This window comes from Mycobacterium sp. RTGN4 (assembly GCF_033804635.1).
In the GTDB taxonomy this organism is placed as follows: Bacteria; Actinomycetota; Actinomycetes; order Mycobacteriales; family Mycobacteriaceae; genus Mycobacterium.
Map to the genome: position 1 here is coordinate 1 of NZ_JAPZLB010000031.1, position 15,454 is coordinate 15,454.

Sequence of the window (15,454 nt, forward strand, 5' to 3'; positions counted from 1 at the left end):
CTAGCGCGCCAGTAGACAACACCAAACCCACCCGGTAGACCTACACCGAGGCCCACCGGGTGGCGGAATTACGTGACGGACACCCCGGGGGAATTACGCGACGGTCGACACTCAACATCAAACCGGGCGCGTTGCCAGGGTCGACGGCGTTGGCCGCCGCCCGGGCCGCTGGAACGTTCACCTCGGCCCACGAGGCGTTCTGGGCCGCGGCGCGACGGGTCAACGGTGACGCTGCGGGCACCCGCGAACTCATTGATGTGCTGTTGTTGCACCGCAGCATGACAGACACCGACGTGCCAATCGCGAACAACTGTCCTATCAGGGTCTGCTGGCGGAGCTCCTGCTGGCCGAATGCGACGACCGCGACCGCCGTTCCACCGTCCGCCGGGTCAAAGCGGCCGGATTCCCACGCCAGAAATGGTTGGGCGACTTCGACTTCGACGCCAACCGCAACATCAACCCAGCCACTATCCACCAGCTGGCCACCGGCGACTGGATCAGCAAGGGCCAACCGCTGTGCCTGATCGGCGATTCCGGTACCGGCAAGTCCCATCTGCTCATTGCACTCGGGACTGCTGCGGCTGAACGCGGATTCCGCGTTCGCTATACCCTGGCCACCCGGTTGGTCAACGAATTGGTCGAGGCCGCTGACGACAAGCAGCTGACCAAGACCATCAACCGCTACGGGAGGGTTGATCTTCTCCTTTTGGACGAACTTGGGTACATGGAGCTCGATAAACGGGGCGCTGAGCTGCTGTTCCAGGTTTTGACCGAGCGGGAGGAAAAGAACGCCATCGCCATCGCGAGCAACGAAGCCTTCTGCGGGTGCACCAAGACCTTTACCGACCCCCGGCTGTGCGCCGCGATTGTCGACCGACTTACCTTCGGCGGCACCATCGTTGAAACCGGCACCCACTCCTACCGGCTGGCACACGCCCGTAACCAGAAGAGCACCTCCACAGTCAGCTGAAAGCTCCGACCCCACCAGCAGCATCGACTAGGTGAATAGTTGCCAACGGGTGCATTGAGGAGTTTCTAGCCGACCACGAGTAGGAACGGATCTTCTTCCGATTGCCACATTTGGTGGCAGTTCACGACTCTGCCCGCCCGTCGGCGGGGAGGCCGTGCTCCGGGCTTGCCGGAGCAGGGGTTGGACGTCCAAACACGGTACGGCTTGCGATCGCGAGCACAGTGACCGCTGCTGCGCCATAAAGCGTGGCCGTGGCAAATCCGTGGGTAACGGCAGCGGCGGCGAGATCATCGAATGCAGCACCTCCGAATGGCTTTGAGATGGCCTCTTGGAAGGACATTGGCGCGGCGCCGTCGGCGACCTGCTCGGCGAGGTCGTCGATCGATGCGTCAGACGCGTCCGGCAGGGCGGTGCGCAGACTGCTCGCGATGCCCTCTGCGAACAACGCTCCCATCACCGCGATGTTGATCGCCAAGCAGGTCAAACGAGCGGTCATGTCGATCCCCGAGGCCATTCCTGAACGTGACGGTGGCACGGAGCCAGTGGTGGTGTTGGTGACGGGGGTGTTGGTGAGGCCAAGCCCTATCCCGGCGATGAGCAAGCCCGGAAGGACCGTAGCCCAGCTGGCCACAGTGACCGAAGTTCCCAAGAACAGCAACAGCAGACCCCCACCGATCACGCTCAATCCCAACGGGATCGTCCGCGCGGCGCCAAAATGCAGGGCGAGTCGTTCGGCGGCCGGAGGCAATATTAATGTCGGCAGGGTGTATCCCAGCAACACGGCCCCGGCGCCGATGACCGAGAGGTCCAGACCACGTTCAAGATAAATCGGCAGATAGATGATGAGAGGCCAGAAGCTGAAGTTCATGCCGATGGCACCCAGCAGCGCGCCGCTGAACGGGCGGATACCGAACAAAGACATCGGAAACATCGGGTGATCAGAACGCCGTTCGATGAGAACAAAACCAATGAATCCCGCGGCAGCGAGACTCAAGAGACCCAACCCGGTCGGACTCGCGAAACCGACGGAACCCACTTGGGTGATACCGACGACGAGTACGAACAATGCCCCACTTAGAGTTGCGATTCCGGCGAGGTCGAGTCTGCCGGGCTGCGGGTCACGCGACTCCGCCACCCCAGCAGTAGTAAGCAGCACCGCAACCACCGCGACGAGGACGTGAATCAGAAACACCCACCGCCACCCAGCCGACACGATCAAGCCACCACCGATAATCGGGCCGAAGCCAAGTCCGGAACCCAGACCGATACCCCAGATCCCGAACGCTCGGGCACGTTCACGTCCGTCTCGGAACTCATGCGACAGGATCGCCAGCCCACATATCACCATCGCTCCACCCGTCACGCCTTGCAGGAACCGGCCAGCGATGAGCACACCAACAGTGGGTGCCAGCCCGCAGATTAGCGACATCGCTCCGAAGCTGGCGACAGAAACTACGAACACCAAACGCCGACCGTAGCGATCCGCCAGCACCCCGGCGACCACCAGGATCGTGACGCTGGCGATCGTGTAGGCATTCATAACCCACTGCAAATTGGTAAAGCCGCTGTCGAAGATCTCGCCGATGATCGGCAAGGCGACCGGAACGCTCGATATCTCCAGTCCGAACATCAACGCAGACAAGAAGATTGCAGCGATCGCGATCCCGGGGCGGCGAGGGGTGCGTCTTGTCGTCATGCCCACAATCCTCGCCCGTCCACTTCCGCAGCGGAACCTTCAATTGACGGCAAATTCGGGGGAGTGCACTGTATCCGGAGGTATAATCGTCAATATGCCGCAGAATCAACGACTTAATCTTGATTCAACCGATAACGTGATCCTGCATCACCTTCAGCTGGATGGTCGTATCAGCATCGCCGACCTGGCGCGGACGATCTCGATGTCGCCTACCTCGGTTGCTGACCGGGTCCGCCGCCTGAGCGACCATGGCGTGATCGAGGGCTACGCCGCAATCGTCTCAGCGGAGGCGCTGGGCTACCCGCTCACAGCATTCATCCGCCTCCGCCTGACGGTGGGAACCGGAAATCCATTCCGCGAGTTCCTCGACAGGGCGCCGCAAGTGCTCGAAGCGCACCATCTCGCCGGCGAGGATTGCTTCCTACTCAAAGTCATCGCATCGTCAATGCCCGATCTGGAGGCGCTCACCAATGGACTGGTCACCTTCGGGCACGTAACGACCAACCTCGTGTTCAGCAGTCCCGTAGACCGCCACCCGATGCCGCCGAGCGCGATCTGACCGAAGATCACACCGACGTCGACACCGGGCTCCGCCCACAGCACTGCCAAACCTCTGGCAATCCCGAAGGCATTCGGAAGCGCAATCACGCTCCACGGCATCGCCCTCGGTAGCGTGGGGCCAACTCGCAGCGTCCTACCGGGGCCAGTTCAAATTGACATAGGCAGAGAATCTTCAGCGCCGCCGCACCCTTGCCGTCGACGAGCAGTGCCGTCACCGCCCGGCGTGCCAATGCGTGATCGGCGACGAAGCACCGGCATTCGCAGCTACCTCGGCAGCGTTGGCCCCGATGACAGTGATCCGAAAACAATCGACGGGAGATTGGCTGGCCATCGTCTTGATCGCAGTCAGCCGACGGGATCGGCTTTGGCGCCGCGGATCAGCCGCCCGGGCAGTTCTCCGGTCGGCTGGCCGTCGGTGTAGACCTCGACCCCGCTGACGAGGGTGTGCAGATAGCCGTCGGCCAGCTGCATCACGCGAGTCCCGCCGGCCGGAAGGTCGTTGACCAGGTGGGCCGTCGCGCGTTGAGGTGCTCGAAGTCGATCACGTTGACGTCGGCCTTGTATCCTGGCGCGAGCAGTCCGCGGTCGTTGAGCCCGACCAACTGGGCGGTGACCCGACTGTGCTGATGAATGAGCCACGGCAGCTCGAACTTTGGGCCACGGGTGCGATCGCGCCCCCACAGCGTGAGGAACGTGGTGGGAAAGCTTCCATCACACACCGTGGCCACGTGGGCGCCGCCATCGCTCAGACTCACGTGGGTGTGCTCGTGCTCCAGCATCTCCCGCACGGGTCCGAGGTCACCGTTGAAGTAGTTGAAGAACGTGACGTACACCGGACCCGCGAGCATGATGTCGTACAGCAACTCCCACGGCGAGACGCCGTCGCGCTCGGCCCTGCGCGCGATCGAGTCCACGGGGTCTGGCTCGTAGTTCGGCGGGTCACCGAGTTCCCACGTCCGCCCCAGCCATCCGGCGAACGGTTCGCCGCCGGTAGCTTCCACCTCCTTGATGATCTGCGCCCTGACTGCCGGGTCCGTGAGGTCGGGCCCGGAGTGATAAGTCGACGAGAGGATCCAGGGGGTGACCGAGCCGCTCAAGGCGGCAGAGACGAGCATCCAGATTCAGCGGATGACTCCGCGCTCGTTAGAGCAAAGTTATTCCGGTGGCGGCCGGTAGCTTGCCGCCGAGTTTCGCAACTGCCAGATCTCGGCGGGACAGAGGATGCCAACCGAGTAGGACACGACGTAGTTGGCCGCTTGTTCGTCGTTGGGGAAGACCTGGCGTTTTACGTCGCCCATCACGTCGCCATAGCGTTGGCCGCGGGCGACTTTGTCGCAGATTCCGAAGCCGTAGCCGATCGCATCGTTGTTGGGGAACTCGAAGTGTCGGCGCACGATCACGTTGTACGTGTACTCCACCTCGGGAGCAGGAGCTGCCAATGCTGGTGGCGCTAGCGTCTGGGCCACCGCACCAAGCGCAGTGATGGTGGCGATCCCTGCAGCGACTGACCTGCGACAACTGGTAGCGCGTGCACGCTCCGCAAGCGGCGCCTGCGCCACTTGCGAGCCGGGTCGGAGTCTCGTCTCGCAGCGACCCGAGTTTGGCTCTGGCAACATGCGTTTGACTGTCATGATCATGCCGTCCAATGGTAGTTGATCTGGCCTCGGTGCGGACGTTACGCGAGAGCCCGACTTGCTTCACCTATACCGGATAAGCGGGCGGCGGATCGGTGTCGGCGATGCCTGAAAGTTGACCGCGTGTCGACGCCCGAATTTTGACACTTGCAGCTGATTCTCGGGTTTATCACCACGTCGCCGCCCGCCGATAACGGTGGTGCGGCACGGCGGCTGACCGGCCAGGCCAGCGGTAGATCTGCAGTCCACCACTTCGCTTCTGCCAACTTGGCGCCAAATTTGGCATCGGGATGTCATCTCGTTTGGCAATTTGTCACTTTCGATGGCAACCGACAAGCATCACACACGTGTCGAGATGCAACGAAGATTGACAAGACTCGCCTGGCTACTTTGACAAGACTTCGGCGTGTCGCGAGAGCTTGTTAATCTTCGTTGCAAAACCCCTAGTCAGAACCCTGGAAGCGCCCACCATGAGTACGCGCAGGTCGTCATTCGCTGACAGGGCTGTCGAAAAGCGTCGCCTGGGCCGATAGCCGACCGCAGCGGGTCATCGCTCTAGTTATGGCAACGTAAAGCACGCAGTCGTCGTCTCTTAGTTCTTCCAAGCCCGAGGACAATAATGCGGCCTCCGCCTCGGTGAGGTACACGCCGACACGCGGCCATTCGCCACCCTTTGCTTGATGAACTGTAAGACCCGGAATCAGACTCTTCTCCAACAGCCGAATGCGTAGTGCTGTCAGCTCGTCGATGCGCGCCGATTCCTGACTATCTTTCAGGCGATTAGGCCTTCGCTGACTTCCGAGATCCTTAGCCGCCGAACGCAATGAGTCCATTATTCCGGCTGGATCTTCGCCCGCTACCAACCGATCGAGTAAAGGAGTCATCACCGACCGCTGCGTTTCGGCAACCTCCGTCGCGTCGAGGCCAAGTTGCACGAGGGCTGCGGCGCGGCCAAAGGAGTGTCTCTCCAACCTCGACCACGTGACCGTGTCGAGCAGGAGATTCAAAACAGCGTCAGTTGCGTTGCCGATCGATCGAAATGCTAGAGGCAACACGTTGGGTCCAGCAAACCAAAGATCCCGCCATTGGCGGGCGAGCGCGACGTCAACGTCGCGACTGTCAATGGGAGGCAGAACCACGGGCACTCCAGTTCTCAGCTGATCAGAGAGCTGAGGCATTTGATCACCGGTGAACCGGAATGAGCGCGACTGTGGATACGGAGAAAATCCCTCATTCAACAGTGACGAAACCTTGTCGGGCGTTGCACCTCTCCAGCCGTATAAGGCTTGTCGAGGATCGCCGACCAGCGAAATACCCAGTCCTGCTACCACTCCAAGTCGAGCGATCATTAGATCCAACTCTGCGGCGTCGTACACCTCATCGATGACAATCTCCCGGAATGTGGCGGCCAACCATTTGCGTGCAGCCTCAACTGCGGGTTGGGCCGTGAACGCGGCTAGCAAAATGCTGCGTGCGTCTTCGTGGCTGCAGGTGCCGGCGCCAAGGATTGCTCCGTGCTGCGCGAGGTTACCGATCCCCGAACCGGGACCGTGCATCCGTCTGCCCCGCGACCCCACTGTTCCATCTCCAGTAAGGGTCGCTATCCGTTGATAGCCACCTGCCGCCAACCAGCGAAAGCCTTTAAACCCCCTATAGTCATCGACTACCTCGATTTGGGTCCAACCATTGGGCCACTTGATAATTTGTCGATTCAAGAGGAGGTGAAGTAATTGGACGTGCAGCTGATCAAAGGTCATAACCTTGTGTGGGAAGGTCAAGCACGGCGATCCCCAGCGGTGTTCAATCCGCCGCGATAACACCCCAGCTGCCGCTCGGGTAAAGCTAAGCCCTAGAACTCCCCTTGCGTCTCCTCTGCGGTAGCGCAAATAACCGAAGCGCTCCGCGGCAATCGTAGTCTTTCCGCTGCCCGGAACAGACACGACGTTGATCAGTCTCTGAGCAGATGCGGCCGCGATAGCTTGTTCGTCTGTGAGACGAATCATGTTGTTTGCAAGCCTGATTCGTCAGTACCAGCGCTCTTATCGCCGTCTGCCGGTGGCGGTTCCTGCATCAGCCACGCGTATGCGGCCGCTACGTGCTTAGGAACCCTCACGTTCGACAAGTCAGCGCTCATCTCGCTCGCGAGCACCAACGCAAAACGGCCCTTTAGTGATGGGTTCGACTTGAACAGGCCATCGATTTCACCCGCGTTCATAGGGTCGGGAACATTCTGCTTCAACCGCTCGAGCGCGCGTCGAAAGAACGCCTCGTTGCCAGGGAGTAACGAGGGTTCCAACGTGGGGCGAGACCAAAAGAATCGAGCCGACTCGGCGTCTAGTTTCTTATGCCAATCCGGAGGTTTCGCGTCGGGTAACGGATCTCCGCGACGGTCTGTATCAGCGAGGGCAGCCACGCGAGTTACCAGCTCAAACCCTGGTGTCCCAACGAGCCTGATGGGCCATTGTCCCACCTTGTGGCCAACGAACACGATCGAGAGGGCCTCGATGAAGGCCAGGCGCGTCGGGTGGTTGACGGCCCAAGCTCGGCCGACAACACGCAAGAGGGCAGCTTCGGTGACGCCTTCCACGACCAAGAGCTGTTCTGCAAAAAACGACGCAGAGCGCTCTGCATCCATGTGTAACCGCGTCTGCTCGAATAGAAATTCACGCACGTTTGATTCAAGAGGTAAGGCCTTCAGGGTGCGAGCGACAGTTCGGCGGTCCATATCGCGCCGAATGACTACAAGTTCAGCCGGATCGCATGCCGCAACGATCTCGCTAGAATGCGTTGTCACCAGTACCTGCAGATCTTTGCGGACTTCAGCTACCCTGCGGAGGTACCTAACCAGTCCGTGCTGCAGCTGTGGGTGTAGATGCGCTTCGGGTTCCTCAATCAACACGGTTGCGTGGAAGAGATCAGGGAAGAACGAGTCCTGATCGGCCTCGGCGGCTGCAGAGGCCGAGTGAAGGCGTTCACGTGCGCCTTCCGCGGCGGAGTCGGCTTCGCCCGACTGCTCCGGCCCTGTTGATGGTCCCGAAAGGTCATCTCCGGAGACGTCCCCCGATGCCTGGGTTTCTTCTGCCGGGTCAGGGATTCCGGCGAGCGTGACAGCGATGTGGAGCAAGTTGACGTATCCGAGGCTCGAAGCTTCGAGCCGACGACCAGCCTCCGGCGACGGCGTGGTTGCCAGGAGAAGTTCGAGGACGCGAGCGAGATAAGCATCATCGACCGTTTGTGTTCCTACGAACGGGAAGTGCTCGCTCACGCCCGAGCTGATCGTGGAAAGGTTCTCCGCGATACGCCCTTGCACGTCGACTATCAGTTGATGCGACGTTATTGAACTAAGCATGCTCTCGGCCAAGTTGCGTAACTGATTCAGGGCCCCCGGACCCGTCCGCCGCAGCTGTTCGGCTCGCAAGAGTTCGAGAAGGACCTGTGCGTCGCGCCGCGACAGTTCGTCGACCGGGTTACGCAGAGCCGGAAGGTAAACAAGCCGTATGTTGTCGTGACCCTCCGTCGCGTTAACCACGCTGCCAGCCCTGACTTTTCCGAGCGAACGTTCCAATGGTCGTGACCATCCTGGAGCCGCAAACCCGGACTGCTTGAGCGCGTTCCCAAGGGCTCCCTCGGTAGCCGCGTCTTCGTCGAATGCGTACTCAACAGAGACACCTCTGGGCGGCGGTCCAAGCGCGGTGGCATCGACAGCGCCAGGACGCGGGAACTTGTGTCGGTGCGCATGCAAAATCGACTCGTTGATCGTAGTTTTACCCGCCCCGTTCGCACCGAGTAGCAGGTTGAAGCGGCCTGTGAACTCGCACGTGAGGGGATCAGATGCCGCGGCTCTATAGCCTTCGACGTCGACGCGCTTGAGATACATCTAGTGTTCGCTTTCGCTTCTACGTATCAAGTAACTAGCTGCCCAATTGACTAATCGCGACGTCGAGATCTTGCTCGATCTCATCTAGCACGTACTCCACGACTGCTAGCAGATCTGACATGTTGTCGATGAATGCATAGCTTTCAAGGCCATCCTTGACGCGCGTAATACCTACGGGCCAACGCCGGCCGAGTCCCTCCTCAATCGCGGTCTTCATTTGATTGGCTCGGGCGCCAATAACTATGTCGGGCCAATCAAGTGGGTTGTCGTCCCTCCGACGGAGCTTCTCGAGGCCGCTTGTGTGAATGGCATTGACTACGTTGTCGCATCGTCGGCGCAATCGATCGCACCGATACTCGATGTACTCAGACGCGGTGCTTTCCTTCAGTTCCTCAAGGCTCGTCAGAGTGACGTTGCTTTTCGCAGCCATTGCTGGGGCGCCAGACTGAAACCCTCTGCGACTCAGCATGATCCCCCGATCTGCACCAACATCCAGCATGACACCACCCAACGTCAGCACCGCCGCTTTCGGCACTCGCCGGTTCCACCACTTACACTCAATGAGCCATAGGAACTCCACTCCTGCACGATGGCCGCGCACAACGACGTCTATTGCATGTTTGCCGCGCGCCCCAACAATTGTTTCGTCCGTCTCGGCAGACAGTCCTAGCTCGCGGTAATAGGCAGCTGCTTCCTCCTGGTACTCCTTCCATGCATACGACATGCGCGCCAGACTATCGGGGATCTGGCCGGAAGCGCAGACTGCCAGCGAACATCGCAAGGGGTACGAACGAGAGCCTCACAAGTCCCTCGGTGTCGAACAACCGAACCAAAACCTGTACACGTTTCGTCTCGATCTACTTCTCGACCCTCAGTCCTTGAGCCGATTCGATATACGCGGCGAAATCCATTGCCGGCACCGTTGCCATCGCTTGCAGGCGCTTCAGGAGTCGTAGCGTGAAGAAAATGAGACTAGTCGTGGGGTCGTCGCTGAGCCAGATCTCACTTCCTTCAGCGGGGTCGGAGGCTTCGAATGTTCCTCCGCGCAAGGCGCATCCAAAATCGATGGCTTGTTCCGGAGTGCGTGCGTTAAGCGCGTCGCGAAGGGGTTGCCCCAATGCGGGGTTCCACTCGCTGTCAAGGGCCAGTAAGCCGCCTAAGATGCGCTTGGGTTCCTGAGCGGGGGCCGTGCCAGTCGCTGTGCCGAACCCGACCGTTGTCCGGCGCAAGCGCCGCACCGAGGCGATCTTCTCGCCGGCGTATCCGATGTGACCCTTATTGAGGGTTTGCTTGATTTCGAAAACTGCATAGACGCTTTCGGCCGGGATGAAATGGGCGCCTCCGACCTCGAACAGTAGCGGTGAGAAGTGCCGATCATGGATGACGATGTCGAGTTGCTGGCTCATGTGGCCGTCGACGTCGATGACGAAGGCCTTTGCGACACCGTAACGGCGTGGAAGGAAGTCAGCGAGCATGCCTCGCCAGTCCAGTTCGGTGGCATCGCCAAGGGTCCCGGGATGCGCGAGTACGGTGCGACCGAATCCCAGGTCGCTCTCCAGCTGCTGCTGGCGAGCGCGGAAAGCTTCGGCGAGGTTGAACCTGTTCTGCGCCGGATCGCCCGGCGGCTCTCCGTCGTCGTTGGTCACAGTTGAACGCTCTTCCTCTCGGAGTCATCGTGTGGCTCGGGTTGACCTCGTTGACACGTTGGACAATCTGGCTGCGGTGGAGCGGGGTCGAGCCATTTGGTCTCACCGCAGCGTCGGACGTCATATGGCGCGGGCCACATCGGAGCGGGGCGCAACCCGATGATTAGGTGGTCGCTGGGCAGGCGTTGATCGTTGAACCCGTTGGCCTGCAATAGCGTTGCCACGGTCATCTTGGCTGCGTGCGCTCCGACGAGATGCAGATCAGCGCCCACGGCTGTCATCGGACGGTGGTGGGTCCCCTCGCCGTAGGGGCGGTTGATGCCAGGCTCGGGATCAAACGCGCCGGCCTTCTGGAGCTGCGCGCGGCAGCATGCGATGCAGCCGCGGTCGCGCCAGGGGCGCAGCCGGATGATCTCGCCGAGGGCACCGCCTTCCAGGACGCAGGCGAGGATGGCGTCCCTACTCGCGCGCCGCGCCAGGTGCCCCGTGACCCGCCGTGAACTCACTCCATCGGTAGCGCAAACCACGACGTCGACCGTCTCGAACAGTTCGCGCATGGAGTTGGCGTCATCGACGACGTTGAGCGGGTGGGCGTTCACGCGGGTGTCTAGGCGTTGCCGTTCCAGGTCTTCTTTCAATGCGTTGACCTTGAGCTTGCCGACCTGGCGCGCCGAGCAGGTGTGTCGGATCAGGTTGTGTCGCAACAGCCGATCGGGGTCGACGAGATCGAGCGTGCCGATGCCGTACATCGCCAGCGCGTGTGCGGCGGCCGAGCCGATGCTGCCAGCACCGACGATGCACACCCGCTGGTCCTGCAGACTGTCGATCGGCCAATGGTCGACGAGCTGCTGCACGCTGCTGATCGGCGCGTCGATGTCGACGACGACAGGGCACACGCCTGCTGAGCTGACCGCCCAGCCCGCCATACGGGGGACGCCGGCAGCGCTGTACTCGACCGGCATGTCGGGCGCGTAGGTCAGCGCGATGTAGGCGTGCTCACCCGGATTCCGCAGGGCCGCCGGTAGCAGGTCACGAAAACCCTTCACCGTGATGCCGCCGGCCCTCTGGCGCAGGTGTATCCATGCGACCTGAGTTTCCGCGTCGACCTTGTACCAACGGCCCACTCGTCGGGTGTCCGCGGCACTCAAGAAGTGGGAGCGGTTGAGGCCCTCTACGGGTAGGAGGTTGCTGCTGCCGTCGGCGGAAACGGCCACAACGCGGGCGAGTTGTTCGGGTTCGGAAATCTGAGCGGACATCTCACCCCAGGACCCACCCCGTTCAATGGTGGTCAACACCGCGGGCGGCACGAGCACGAACAACTCCACCATCAGGCGCCGACCTGCCGCTGACCGTGTGCGATCACGGCGTCGAGCGTGGTGTCGGTGACGATGCCCCTGACGGACATGGACTCCATCAACCCGGCCTTGATCAGGGCGTATTCGATGCGCCAACCGGCCGCCTTGAGCAACACGTCGACGAGGGTTGCGCGGGTGCTCCAGACGGCCTCGTTCTGGAACAGGCACAACGTTCCGTCTCCGTTGACGTGCCACCGCTGCTGGGTGCGCTCGCCGATCTCCGGGGCCGGATCGAGCGGGACAATGCGCGGCGGCGCCGCCGGATAAGCCTGCCCGCAACGGACCAGGACCTGCATTCCAGAGCCCCCGAGAAGATCGTCGAGACCGGGGGGCGGAACTCGGTTAAACGGCCACACCGGTAGCTCACCGCACCACTGACCGTTTCCAGCGGTACTCCATGTCAAACCGGGAAAGCGTGCGCGCAGCTGACGCTGATCGTCGTCGAGGCGGCCGGGTTCGTGCCGCCACCACTCGTACCGGTCGTAGCCCGCGGCGGGCTGCACGGGTAGTCCTCAGCCTTGAGGAGAGTCGGTGATCAAGGGAACCGGCGCAGCGGGGGCGCGCGGGCCCGTCCTCTTCGCTGGAGCTGGAAAGTCAAGACCGAACAATTCCTGCCAGGTGCGTTGGGCGCCGTCGGTGTCGTTGCGGGCAGCTTGGTCGCACGCACGGTCAGCGAGGTCTGCGGCATCGAGGAGCGCGTCGCGCAAGGCAGCGGTATCGAGATCGGGTTGGATGAGGCCACAATGGCCAGCCGGGTCCTCGACGCCAAGATTTACCTGCACCGCGGCGGCAGTGAAGAACTGCCGCAGTGCCTCGGGACGGCTACCGGAACGTGGAAGGCATTGCAATGCCAGCACTTCCATAACCAGCGACTTGATACGGGTCTCGCTAGTGACGCCGGTCCGCCAGTTCTTGAGAACACGCACTATTGGCCGGAAGAACGACCAGTCCTCGTGGTGAAGACGCACCTGTTCGATCAGATACTCGGGGTTGGCGGTTGACCATTGCCGCGTGCGGGTGCTCGGTATGAGCAACGTGTTGTCCGCTTGGCGCACGACTGGCATGACGTCGACGGTGAAGGGGTGTTCGTACTCGGGGGGATCTACGAAGCATTTCACCGCGTGATCGCGTGTGTCGGCGCGCCGGACGAGCTTGGTGTCAATTCCACACGACAAGCCCAGCCGTGTCACGACCTCGTCGTGGGCGCGGCCCAAAGCATCGTTCGAGGACGATCCACCCGTTCCCCATTCGGGGACTGCGACAGCGTCGAAGACCATGATCAAGTCGACGTCATGGATGGGCTCGAGTTGGGTGCGCCGCTCGAGCGACCCGGACTTGACGATCTCCTTGACGTCGTTGGCCTTCTCCAGGGCGCCAATGAACAGATCACGTCGCGCACGCGCGAGTGCCACCTGCTCTGGGTCAGCGTCGATCGTCTTTTGGTAAGCGTCGAACGCTCCGTAGACTCCCACGTCGCTACTCCCCCCGGCACTTGTGCCGTATTCGGCCTGATGCCCTGCAGAACGCGGTTCGCAAGCGATCCGTAGGAGCCGACGGTGGGCGACTCCGGCGATGCAAGCCGTACTTCGGGAGCCCGACGCCGACTTGCTGGAAACCGATCCGGCAGGGCCTCGGCATCCGTGGGGTGACCACACGATCACCCGCTAAAGATGTTACCCGCGCGGTCCGACACGTGGTCAGAGTAGCCGGTGGCCGAACTACACGTTTGCGATTAACCGATGGGCTCGGCGGCGTACCGGCCTCGGCAGCGTGCCGCACATGTCGTAGCTGTTCTGAACCCGTCAGGCATGTGTAATCCGTTACCGATGATCGAGAGACTTCTCGCCAACGATCGCCGGCTTCGGTGCCTGCGAGTCACAATCAGACGGTGCCTGCCAACTCCGGAATCGGACCTGGACCCAATGCGGTGGCCATATACGCCCGCCTCGCCTGCTGGGCGAGAGCGCGCAACTACGTGGCGATCGGCAACCTCGGCGAGCACGTCACGGGGCGACTGCTCGCCACACTCGGGTATCAGCTGCTGGGCGCGCAAGACGACTTTCTAGGGATGGTTTCCGATGTACTGGGCGGGCCAACGACGGCGAAACCGGAGGACTTCATAGCCATCGACCCGGAGGGGCGGCTGGTCACGGTCAATAGCAAGGCGTCCATCAGCGCTGCGTCGTGCCGTGTTACGAAAACAGGGGACCTCTCCAAGCCTCGGATCTCGAGTCATCAGCGCGCACTCGCCTACACCACGCTCCGGGCGAGCCTCATCTCCCCCCTCGACGGCGATGCGTACAGCCAGGTAGTAAAGGTCGACTTAGTCAACATGAAAGCGCAGGTCTTCGCCATCGTCGATACCGGACGGCTTGAGCCCATCGGCGCGCCGCACGATATCCGCGCATCGGTCACCGCCCTACTGACCGATTTTCCCGACACAATCCCGCCGCCGAATGTCGGTGACTTAATCTGACCGACGGCACCGCAACGGGAGGAAGCCATGCCTGACAAGTACTCGCGTGCCGAACGGGCACAGCTGGCCTCGGCGCTCGGGTGTTCACTAGAGCATCTTGACCAGCGCCTCTCGGGATTCGTCGCCGCCGCCGAAGAAGAGTACGTGCGAATGATGTTGGGACAGCACGTATACAGCCGCGGTCAAGACATCAAGGTCTACCGGCTGTCCCTACTGATCAAGCACGCCTTCGGCGGGCGCCTGCCGACCGAAGGTCAGATAAGTGCCCTGTTTCAAACAACCACGACGGAGAGCCGCAGCCTGTTACGGGCCGTTCGTGCGAAGTTCCAGTACGACCTTCGTCAGGCCACCCACGACACCATGGCCGCGGTTTTCGGGCAAGCGACCAAGGACGACGACGCCGATACATGGTCATTAGTGTGCAACTCGGACAACGTCATCGAAGCGCTCAACGATGCCGTCGCTCGACACGACGGTTCGCTCCCCAAGATCAGGAAGGCGCCCGGTACGGCAGGCGAATACGAGATCGCAGCATCAACACACGCCGCCTTATCGGCCATCCTCTGATGGACGTTGACGGAGACCTTCTCACCGCAGCAGGCCTGCTGCTCGCGACCCTCGGATTGCTCTTCTCCGCATGGCATCCTGAGATCGCTGCGGCGACTGAGGTCTCCAGCAAAGGCAAGCTCGCTGATCGCGGCCCGCGAACTGCTCAGGTCAAGCAAGCGTTGTTCTTCCGCGCCGTTCCCCTGCTGATCGCGATCATGTTCATCGTATTGGCCTGTGGGCCACCGGCCGTCTTGGTCGTCGTACATGCATTCGGCGAGGACTGGGGAAATCAATACGATCCAGTTCGCGCATTGTTCATCGGTGTCTGGGCCTTGACGATAGGTATGGGATTCGCCGTGGCAGCACAGGTTCGAAAGCTATACGCGAGGTGGCGAAAGTTGAATGAGCCCGAGTAGTTCGTGCACGAACCCTGAACCGAACAGTTCTTAACGCCGCCCGTCTGTGGCACCACCCTCCTGTGCCGATAACACCCGATTCCGTCAGCGCCCGAGATGCGTTGCGTTGCAGCCCCGTTCATCCCGCCATGGACGCGATGGATAATAGTCATTATCCATGAATAACTCCGCCGTTTTCATCTGATGAATCAGCCAGCCGTTGCCGCCCATCCGGGCGAGCTTCGCTTGGGTTCACGAATGCTGCTGTTGAGCAGCGACATTCGGAATGACGCCA

General features: G+C 61.4%; 15 protein-coding genes and 2 pseudogenes. 6 read left to right on the plus strand and 11 right to left on the minus strand.

Features of this window, described 5'->3' with window-relative positions:
* Nucleotides 1-119: 119 nt before the first annotated feature.
* Together SLQ30_RS32640 and istB are read left to right on the plus strand one after the other, a co-directional pair.
* Nucleotides 120-296 (plus strand): annotated as a pseudogene (locus SLQ30_RS32640) (IS21 family transposase); the annotation flags it as partial.
* Nucleotides 296-970: pseudogene (gene istB, locus SLQ30_RS32645) on the plus strand (IS21-like element helper ATPase IstB); the annotation flags it as partial. The pseudogenes SLQ30_RS32640 and istB, both read left to right, overlap by 1 nt.
* Nucleotides 971-1,091: 121 nt before the next feature.
* On the opposite strand, the gene SLQ30_RS32650 reads toward istB, so the two are convergent.
* The gene (locus SLQ30_RS32650; protein ID WP_319451189.1) at nucleotides 1,092-2,666 is read right to left on the minus strand and encodes an MFS transporter; all 1,575 of its coding nucleotides are present in this window, start codon (nucleotides 2,664-2,666) and stop codon (nucleotides 1,092-1,094) included.
* Nucleotides 2,667-2,760: 94 nt separating this feature from the next.
* On the opposite strand from SLQ30_RS32650, the gene SLQ30_RS32655 reads away from it, so the two are divergent.
* Nucleotides 2,761-3,225, plus strand: a complete 465-nt coding sequence (locus SLQ30_RS32655) for an Lrp/AsnC family transcriptional regulator (RefSeq protein ID WP_319451190.1) — start codon at nucleotides 2,761-2,763, stop codon at nucleotides 3,223-3,225.
* A 347-nt stretch (nucleotides 3,226-3,572) separates the two neighbouring features.
* On the opposite strand, the gene SLQ30_RS32660 is transcribed toward SLQ30_RS32655, so the two are convergent.
* From SLQ30_RS32660 to SLQ30_RS32705, 10 genes are all read right to left on the minus strand, one after another.
* On the minus strand, nucleotides 3,573-3,701 hold the full coding sequence (locus SLQ30_RS32660; RefSeq protein WP_319451191.1) for a hypothetical protein: 129 nt from the start codon (nucleotides 3,699-3,701) through the stop codon (nucleotides 3,573-3,575).
* Entirely contained in the window at nucleotides 3,698-4,342 is a 645-nt protein-coding gene (locus SLQ30_RS32665) for an amidohydrolase family protein (protein WP_319451192.1), read from the minus strand. Before SLQ30_RS32665 ends, SLQ30_RS32660 begins: the two co-directional genes overlap by 4 nt.
* A gap of 39 nt (nucleotides 4,343-4,381) precedes the next feature.
* A complete protein-coding gene (locus tag SLQ30_RS32670) occupies nucleotides 4,382-4,693 on the minus strand; it encodes a DUF732 domain-containing protein (RefSeq protein WP_319451193.1) in 312 nt (103 codons plus the stop codon).
* 656 nt (nucleotides 4,694-5,349) lie between these two features.
* A complete protein-coding gene (locus tag SLQ30_RS32675; protein ID WP_319451194.1) occupies nucleotides 5,350-6,864 on the minus strand; it encodes a UvrD-helicase domain-containing protein in 1,515 nt (504 codons plus the stop codon).
* On the minus strand, nucleotides 6,861-8,738 hold the full coding sequence (locus tag SLQ30_RS32680) for an ATP-dependent nuclease (protein WP_319451195.1): 1,878 nt from the start codon (nucleotides 8,736-8,738) through the stop codon (nucleotides 6,861-6,863). The genes SLQ30_RS32675 and SLQ30_RS32680 overlap by 4 nt, the downstream gene beginning before the upstream one ends.
* 34 nt (nucleotides 8,739-8,772) lie before the next feature.
* Nucleotides 8,773-9,462 carry a restriction endonuclease gene (locus tag SLQ30_RS32685; RefSeq protein ID WP_319451196.1) on the minus strand — a complete coding sequence of 230 codons (690 nt, stop codon included), beginning with the start codon at nucleotides 9,460-9,462 and terminating at the stop codon, nucleotides 8,773-8,775.
* 133 nt (nucleotides 9,463-9,595) lie between these two features.
* Nucleotides 9,596-10,384, minus strand: a complete 789-nt coding sequence (locus SLQ30_RS32690) for a DUF6602 domain-containing protein (protein WP_319451197.1) — start codon at nucleotides 10,382-10,384, stop codon at nucleotides 9,596-9,598.
* On the minus strand, nucleotides 10,381-11,712 hold the full coding sequence (locus SLQ30_RS32695; RefSeq protein WP_319451198.1) for a HesA/MoeB/ThiF family protein: 1,332 nt from the start codon (nucleotides 11,710-11,712) through the stop codon (nucleotides 10,381-10,383). The genes SLQ30_RS32690 and SLQ30_RS32695 overlap by 4 nt, the downstream gene beginning before the upstream one ends.
* Nucleotides 11,712-12,242: a hypothetical protein gene (locus SLQ30_RS32700; protein WP_319451199.1), complete on the minus strand. Its 531-nt coding sequence runs from the start codon at nucleotides 12,240-12,242 to the stop codon at nucleotides 11,712-11,714. Before SLQ30_RS32700 ends, SLQ30_RS32695 begins: the two co-directional genes overlap by 1 nt.
* Nucleotides 12,243-12,251: 9 nt before the next feature.
* Nucleotides 12,252-13,211: an SMODS domain-containing nucleotidyltransferase gene (locus SLQ30_RS32705; protein ID WP_319451200.1), complete on the minus strand. Its 960-nt coding sequence runs from the start codon at nucleotides 13,209-13,211 to the stop codon at nucleotides 12,252-12,254.
* Nucleotides 13,212-13,714: 503 nt separating this feature from the next.
* Between SLQ30_RS32705 and SLQ30_RS32710 the strand changes: the two genes are divergently transcribed.
* From SLQ30_RS32710 to SLQ30_RS32720, 3 genes are read left to right on the plus strand one after another with little or no spacing between them, the layout of a single operon-like run.
* Nucleotides 13,715-14,215 (plus strand): hypothetical protein, encoded by a 501-nt coding sequence (locus SLQ30_RS32710; RefSeq protein WP_319451201.1) that lies wholly within the window; start codon nucleotides 13,715-13,717, stop codon nucleotides 14,213-14,215.
* Between the two features lie 27 nt (nucleotides 14,216-14,242).
* Nucleotides 14,243-14,782, plus strand: a complete 540-nt coding sequence (locus tag SLQ30_RS32715) for a hypothetical protein (protein ID WP_319451202.1) — start codon at nucleotides 14,243-14,245, stop codon at nucleotides 14,780-14,782.
* Complete coding sequence (locus SLQ30_RS32720) at nucleotides 14,782-15,180, plus strand: hypothetical protein (protein ID WP_319451203.1); 399 nt, start codon at nucleotides 14,782-14,784, stop codon at nucleotides 15,178-15,180. The genes SLQ30_RS32715 and SLQ30_RS32720 overlap by 1 nt, the downstream gene beginning before the upstream one ends.
* The last annotated feature ends 274 nt before the right edge of the window (nucleotides 15,181-15,454 follow it).

Coding starts and splice junctions, on each gene's coding strand:
- SLQ30_RS32655 (WP_319451190.1), top strand. CDS start 2,761: ATGCCGCAGAATCAACGACTTAATCTTGATTCAACCGATAACGTGATC.
- SLQ30_RS32675 (WP_319451194.1), bottom strand. CDS start 6,864: ATGATTCGTCTCACAGACGAACAAGCTATCGCGGCCGCATCTGCTCAG.
- SLQ30_RS32695 (WP_319451198.1), bottom strand. CDS start 11,712: ATGGTGGAGTTGTTCGTGCTCGTGCCGCCCGCGGTGTTGACCACCATT.
- SLQ30_RS32665 (WP_319451192.1), bottom strand. CDS start 4,342: ATGCTCGTCTCTGCCGCCTTGAGCGGCTCGGTCACCCCCTGGATCCTC.
- SLQ30_RS32720 (WP_319451203.1), top strand. CDS start 14,782: ATGGACGTTGACGGAGACCTTCTCACCGCAGCAGGCCTGCTGCTCGCG.
- SLQ30_RS32685 (WP_319451196.1), bottom strand. CDS start 9,462: ATGTCGTATGCATGGAAGGAGTACCAGGAGGAAGCAGCTGCCTATTAC.
- SLQ30_RS32715 (WP_319451202.1), top strand. CDS start 14,243: ATGCCTGACAAGTACTCGCGTGCCGAACGGGCACAGCTGGCCTCGGCG.
- SLQ30_RS32680 (WP_319451195.1), bottom strand. CDS start 8,738: ATGTATCTCAAGCGCGTCGACGTCGAAGGCTATAGAGCCGCGGCATCT.
- SLQ30_RS32650 (WP_319451189.1), bottom strand. CDS start 2,666: ATGACGACAAGACGCACCCCTCGCCGCCCCGGGATCGCGATCGCTGCA.